This window comes from Flavihumibacter sp. CACIAM 22H1, from assembly GCF_001601815.1.
In the GTDB taxonomy this organism is placed as follows: Bacteria; Bacteroidota; Bacteroidia; order Chitinophagales; family Chitinophagaceae; genus Flavihumibacter.
Window position 1 is genome coordinate 1 of the sequence record NZ_LUKG01000063.1, and the last position, 7,186, is coordinate 7,186.

A 7,186-nucleotide genomic window follows, 5' to 3' on the forward strand; every position below is an offset into this window, starting at 1 on the left:
GGCCGTATTCTGTGTATCCTCTCCCTGGCGTGCTACCGCTTCATTGCGGTTCGTGGCATTCAGGGCCTGTTCAGACTGAGGATAGATATACCGAACAGGAACTTTGTTATCATTGAGGTTAGCCGGACCAGGAATTACTTCCGGCATCCTTGTTCTGCGCCATTCGAACCAGCCTTCTAAACCGTTGAAATAAAGCGACACCCATTTTTGCAGGGCTATTTTACCCAGTTTTTCGGCGGTGGTTCCGGTGTAAGCTACCCCGGTTTGGGTCAGGTAGTTACCGGGCATGGTCAGGTCAATACCGTATTGTGCGGGTACGATGGATCTCCAGTATTCGAAATTGGCATTGATACCGTTCAGGTAATAGGTTTCTGCGCTGCCGGTAGTAATGAGTTCTTTTTCCCGGGCTTCTGCCAGGATGAACTGTAATTCGGCATAGGTCATCAGCAGGGCCTGTGGCGCATTTGGAACCGGAACGGCCTGGCCATTATCATTACAAACCAGGCAGGCAAATGTATACCCTACGCGGCTAACGCCTTGCGGACCACCATTGTAGTTCAGTGCGGCCACATCGCCGAGTCCATTTGGAATACCTTCAATACGGGGCGTTCCGGCGGCAACGGATGCCTGTGAAGGCCGGCCAAATACATTCAGACGAGGGTCGCCCAGGGCGGTCAGCCGGTCGTCCAGCGTTTTACTAACCCGAAACTCGTCAAAGGAACCTACCCTTGCACCATACAGGGGCCATTGATTCGGGGCCTGCGCTTCGTATTTTAATACAGCATTATCTGCATTGCTGGTAAAGATCGGGTTATTGGCAGGATCGCTGAGGATGGCCTGCATTTCAGCTTTCACATCTCTTTTAGCGGATATGCGGAGCAGGTAACGCAGCCTTAGGGAATTGGCCAGTTTTCTCCATTTGGCCAGTCCGGCTGTTCCGCCACCGTACATGATATCGCCGGAAATGCTGGTTGTACTAACTGCCAGGATATCATTGGCTGTTTTCAGGTCGGCGAGGATACCGTTGTAGATAGACTCCTGGGTATCGTATTTGGGCGTGTACAGTCCGTCGCTTTTTGCCTTGCCGGCTTCAGAATAAGGAATGTCGCCATATGCTTCTGTACCCATGGCAAACATCCAGGATTTCAGTATCAGCGCCACTGCATTGTACCCGTTGGTATTATCAGCGCCCACTTTTGCAAACATGCTTTGCAGGTTCCGGTAGTTTCCGTATACCATACCCCAGATACCGTTTTGTTCGTTCCAGAGGTAGCGGTCTTCATTCACGAACTGAATTTTTGCGTGGTATTGCACCACAATATTTCCGATACCCCAGGCTTCGTTTACCTGTTGGTTCATAGTATTCCTGATAACGCCGGAGAGCAAGAGGTCAGGATTCACATCGGTGGGCACATTTCCATTTGTATTGACTTCTTCAAAGTCTTTGGTACATCCTACCAGTAATCCCATTAGGAGAACCGGTAAAGTTATTTTTAGCAACTTCATATAATAGCGTTAATGGATTAGATATTATAATTTGAAACTGAGGTTAATTCCGTAGCTACGGGTAGAAGGAATGCTCATGTATTCGATACCGGGCAGGGCGGTTCCGCCGGAGTAACTCATGGTTTCCGGATCTACGTGGGGCACTTTATCCCAGAGGAACAGGTTTCTGCCCACCAGGGTAACCGATGCATTACGGAAAGGAAGTTTACCCCAAACCTTATCAGGAATATTAAATCCTACCTGCAGTTCTCTCAGTTTTACAAAACTTGCGTCATACATAACGCCTTCAGCGATGTTACGACCACCGGTCCAGGCGGTATGCCATTCTCTTGCAGTAACTTTGGTAGAATTGGGAGAAAAACTGCCATCTGCATTTTGTACCACACCGTTGCCGATTACACCATTACCTGGTTTAGATAAATCGTACCCATCGGCACGGCCTTCCAGGGTTTCTGTAATAATTCCACCTTCGCGTCCAACCACCTGTGTAAGAGAGTAGAGCTCTCCACCACTGCGGATATCAAAGAGGAAACTCAGCCGGATGCCTTTGTAATTAAAGCTATTGCGGATGCCCATAAGATAATCAGGGTTATAATTACCCAGTTTAATCCGGTTGGTGGTACTGATGGGGCGGCCGTTTGACCCAAACACCATCTGACCGGCATATTGACCCGTTGCATCGTAATAAGGTGCATTGGCGTCTTTGCTCTGAACCCGTGCAAAAGCAATTCCATAAAGATCACCCATACGCTCATTTACCCTTGCTTCAATACTAACACCACGGCTTGCCATTACCAGGTTGGTTAAGCCATCGCTCAGTTCAAGTACTTTACTTCTGTTAGCCGACCAGTTTACATCAAAATTCCAGGTAAGATCTTTATTACGAACAGGTACCAGGTTAAGCATGGCTTCAAAACCCCAGTTCTTAATCAAACCGGCATTAATAATCCTGCTCTCGTATCCGCTGGTGCTTGATAAGGGAATAGAAAGAATCTGGTTTTTAGTACGGCTGGTATAATAAGTAAGGTCTAACCCGATGCGGTTATCGAGGAACCGGATATCTGTTCCGAATTCATAGGCAGAACTGATTTCAGGTTTCAGGTTCAGGTTTGCCAGTACGCTGGTTTCACCATAAATCTGTGAACCGGCGTAGGGTGTGCTTGGGTTAAAGGATTGTGTAAAGCGGAATGGATCGGTATCATTACCCACCTGTGCCAGGCTTCCACGAACTTTCAGGAAGCTGATAAAACCGGGCAGTTTTACCACATCGCTCAGGATGGCACTTAATGCTACGGAGGAGTAGAAATAAGAATTGTCTTCGCTACCAAATGATTTCAGGCTTTCCGGCAGGGTTAGTGCAGAGCTCCAGTCGTTCCGGCCGGTTACGTCCAGGAACAGGAAATCCTTATAACCAACGGAAGCTGTACCATAAATACTATTGATTCTTTTTTCGGTATTAATTTGTTCATTTACCAGGGGAATACGGCTATTGGTTAAGCGGTAGATATTGGGAATATTCAATTGCCCCGCAACATCTTCCACAAAACGGCTGGTTTGGCGCATTTGGTTACCGCCCACGGTAGCTGTGAGATTAAAATCGCTCACTTGTTTGGTAGCAGTCAGGAGGAAGTCCGTATTTCGTTCTTCATTGGTAATATTAACCAGGCGATACTGGCCAAAAGGAAAACGCTGGGTACTGAAAGCCCGCTTGTATTCTCTTCTTTCCTGGCTCCAGTCGGTAGCAGAACGCAGTTGAAGGTTCAGCCATTTTGTGAACTCATATTTCAAGGTTACGTTCCCGATAATCCGGTCATAATACTGACCATTGGTGTTTTCCATTACGGTGAGGTACGGATTATCGTGATAGTTATAGTTCCAGCTGAATTGACGCAGGCCGTCTGCTCCGCGCATATAAAGCCGTTTCATGTCTTCCACTCTTACAGAAGCGGGCAACCAGCAGTTGAACAGGTACATCAGGCTTTCCGTACCGTAACTGATAGAGGGGCGGTTATCGCTCTCGCTTTTAATATAACTTACAAAGGCGCGGGCCGTAAGTTTATCGTTAAAGTTATATCCCCCGGAAAGAGAAATGGTGTTACGACGAAGGTCTGTATTAGGTACAATACCTGTTTGGTCGAGGTTCGTGTAACTAAGACGGAAGTCGCCATTTTTATTACCACCTACCAGGGCAACGTTATTAGTAATAGCCCGACCGGTTTGCAGGAAGTTTTTCAGGTTATCGTTATCGGGCAGCCAGGGTGTAGCTGTAATTACGGTACCGGCCGGCGCATTCAGGTCACCTCCCAGGTATTCCGTTGGCTGTCCATTTAATGTTCTGGGAGAGTTATACTGCGGATAGGATTGTCCGCGAAATGCAGGTCCCCAGCCTTCATCGGTACCATCTGTTTGTCCAGCGCCACCACCGTTCACGAATGCGAAATCACCTCCGTTACCATTTCCTTGTCCGTATAGTTTTTGATATTCGGGTAATTTAAGGGCGGATTCTGCGGTATAGTTGCTATTAACTTCAATTCCGAGTCCTTTCTGGGGGCGGCCGGATTTTGTTTTAATAACGATTACGCCGTTTGCAGCGCGGGAGCCATAAAGAGCCGAAGCAGCAGGTCCTTTTAACACTGACATAGATTCAATATCGTCGGGGTTCAGGAAGGACGCGCCGTTTCCGAAATCCACTTCCAGGTTACCTCTTCCGGAAGCACCGGTTATAGCATTGCTTACGGGTACCCCGTCAATTACATAAAGAGGTTGGTTTTTGTTAAGGTCTACTGAGCGTTCTCCCCGAATGGTTACCCTTGCGGAACCACCAATACCAGAGGGGCTACCTACCACTGTAACACCGGCAACTTTACCGGCCAGTTGGTTTACCACATTGCTTTCCCGGGCAACAGTCAGGTCTTCTCCTTTAACTTCCTGAATAGCGTAACCGAGTTTCTTTTTTTCCCGGCGAATACCCAGGGCGGTAACCACCACTTCATTCAGTGAATTACTGTTGGTAACGGCATTGATGATAATTTCACCGGTACCACTAACGGTTACTTCCTGTGTAGTAATTCCTACCCCGCTGATTACCAGCACATCGCCCTGTTTGGCAGCAATTCTGAAACGGCCGTCTACATCAGTGGCAACCCCTTTGGAACTGCCTTTGACTAAAACGGAAACACTGCTGAGCGGACTATTATCACGTTGTGATAAAACCCGGCCACTAACTTGATCCTGTGCAAGGAGAAAGAGGGGCGATAGGAGGAGCATAAAAACTCCTATCATGCCCAAAACTCGATGAAGATTTGGTTTTCTCATAAACAAGTAGTTAAATTATTTGAAGACCCAAAGCTATTCGCCCAATATGAAGCCTGTGTTATTCACATTTTACGAAAATGTGAAGGTTTAGGCTAAATAAACGGCGGTTTAGGTTAACTAAACTTAACAAAAAATTCACATTGAACAAAAACTAAATCGGAGAAAATCCTGATCTTAAGAAAAGAGTGGCTAAAACAGGTAGATTACCAGTAATAAGGCATTTGATTTACCAATGTTTTTGATACGGTGCGGATGTCTTCCATCAAAGACCAATGAGTCGCCTTCCGACATTTCAAATTTTTCCTTATCTACCTGGTATTCAATTCGCCCCTGGATCAGGTATTTTATTTCATAGGCTTCGGTACTTACCATCTGGCGCCTGGCGGCACCCGGTTTCATTTCCAGCAGCTCCATATCGAAAGCGGAACAGTTCACCGATTTGGAAAAGATGCGTTTATAAGAGAATCCTTTTACCGGTTCGCGGCTTACTTCTTTTGTTTCGCCTTTGCGGATCACGAAGTATTTCTGGTCGACCATTTTTGCCTGCAGGCCTTCAAAAAAACCACGCATATCCTCATCCAGGCAATGAACAATACTTAATAATACGGGCAGCGAAGGAACTGTCCGGTTGTTTTCAATTTGCGAAATCAATCCTTTGGTAACGCCTGCTTTATTGGCTAGCTGTTCAAGGGTAATATTTTTTTCCTGCCTCCTGGCACGTATACGCTCCCCTATCAGTAAGAGAATCTCTTCTGTCATATGGCAATATTAAGACGGACTTCTCAGCTCTTGTATTAAATCTTCGTAATATCAAAAGGGAGTCGTCTGATACGTTTTCCGGTAGCAGCAAATATTGCATTACAAAGGGCCGGTGCCAGTGGAGGAAGGCCGGGTTCACCCACCCCTTTAATTTTTTCTCCTCCTTCCGCTAGAATATGCACTTCGATAGGGGGCACTTCCGATATCCGCAGCAACGGGTTATTGTGATAATTAGACTGCAGGGTGCGGCCATTTTCGATTTGGATTCCGCCTTTAATGGCCGCGGTTATGGCCATTACAATGGCTCCTTCTACCTGGGCCTCAACTGTATCCGGGTTCACTACCGTGCCCAGGTCAATTACCGCATAGATTTTTTCAATCTGAACCCCTGCGCCTTTTGTTGATACCTCCACTACATTGCCACCCAGCCCGGCAAAAAACTCCCATTGCGCAACACCTCTTCCCCAACCCTGGGGCAATGGTTTTTCCCAGTTGGAGACTTCTTTCAGTTTCAGGAGTACCCGTTTGGTATCGGAAGATTTTCCCTCCAGCATCGATAAACGGAATGCCAGGGGATCAGCGCCTGCTTTTACTGCCATTTCATCAATAAAGCATTCGTGCGAGAAAGCCAGTGTGGTGGAGGTTACTGCCCGCCAGGCTGCCAACGGCACATGCATATCGGCATGCACATACAGGTTTTTCATGTTTGGAATTTCATACGCCTGTTCGCTGATGCCTTCCGTCATTCCTCCGTCAGACCTGGTTTTATCGTAATTGGCATTGGAAGAGTCTCCAATTGAGGGTGCAATTACTTTATGCTGAAATGCGACCGGTTTATTATCCGCATCCAATGCCGCTTTCAGCGCGGAAAAAGTCATAGGGCGATAAGGGCCTTGCCGGGTATCATCCTCCCGGGTCCAGATCGACTTCACGGGCCGCCCGGCCTTTTTCGACAATTGCACGGCTTCGTGCACATAGTCGGGGTATAATCGGCGGCCAAAACCACCTCCATTGAACTGCACGTGCACGGTTATATCCTCTGGTTTTAGTCCATATTCTTTTGCAAATCCGTTTTTGATACTAAAGGGCACCTGCGTGGAGGTGAAGATATCCAGCTTACCATCCTGTTTCCAATCGGCCAGGCAATTCATTGGTTCGATCGGGGAATGCGACACCATGGGGGTTTCATAAAAAGCTTCCAATTGCCGGGGTGCTTCGGCCCAGGCTTTGTCAAAATCGCCTTTACTATGATCCACCACTCCGGGTGTTTTTGCCAGCTCGCGAAGCTGTTGTTCATAGGCTTTCAGGGAAAAATTTTCCTTTCCCTGGAAATCCCATGTTACCTGCAAGGCTTTTCGGCCCTGCAGGGCGGCCCAGTAATTATCTGCCAGTACCGCCACTCCTTCAAACCGGTATTTTCCAATGATCCGTTCACAGGTAATAACTTGTTGAACCCCTTTTATTTTTTTAGCCGCGGAATCATCATAGCGCTGGAGTTTACCGCCAAAAACCGGGCAGCGTTCAATACTGGCATACAACATTCCGGGTAGTTCCACATCAATTCCGAACACTGCTTTGCCATTGGTTTTAAGCGGCACATCAGGGC

Annotated in this window: 4 protein-coding genes; all 4 read right to left on the minus strand. The window is 47.4% G+C overall.

Annotated elements, in window-relative coordinates; genetic code table 11:
* A partial coding sequence (locus A1D16_RS15500; protein ID WP_290711119.1) for a SusD/RagB family nutrient-binding outer membrane lipoprotein occupies positions 1-1,506 on the minus strand: 1,506 nt, incomplete at its 3' end.
* Between the two features lie 24 nt (positions 1,507-1,530).
* Positions 1,531-4,821, minus strand: a complete 3,291-nt coding sequence (locus A1D16_RS15505; RefSeq protein WP_290711121.1) for a SusC/RagA family TonB-linked outer membrane protein — start codon at positions 4,819-4,821, stop codon at positions 1,531-1,533.
* A 189-nt stretch (positions 4,822-5,010) separates the two neighbouring features.
* The gene (locus A1D16_RS15510; RefSeq protein WP_290711123.1) at positions 5,011-5,580 is read right to left on the minus strand and encodes an XRE family transcriptional regulator; all 570 of its coding nucleotides are present in this window, start codon (positions 5,578-5,580) and stop codon (positions 5,011-5,013) included.
* A 35-nt stretch (positions 5,581-5,615) separates the two neighbouring features.
* Positions 5,616-7,186, minus strand: a 1,571-nt coding sequence (locus tag A1D16_RS15515) for a molybdopterin cofactor-binding domain-containing protein (RefSeq protein ID WP_290711125.1), incomplete at its 5' end; no start/stop codon positions are given.

Coding starts and splice junctions, on each gene's coding strand:
- A1D16_RS15505 (WP_290711121.1), bottom strand. CDS start 4,821: ATGAGAAAACCAAATCTTCATCGAGTTTTGGGCATGATAGGAGTTTTT.
- A1D16_RS15510 (WP_290711123.1), bottom strand. CDS start 5,580: ATGACAGAAGAGATTCTCTTACTGATAGGGGAGCGTATACGTGCCAGG.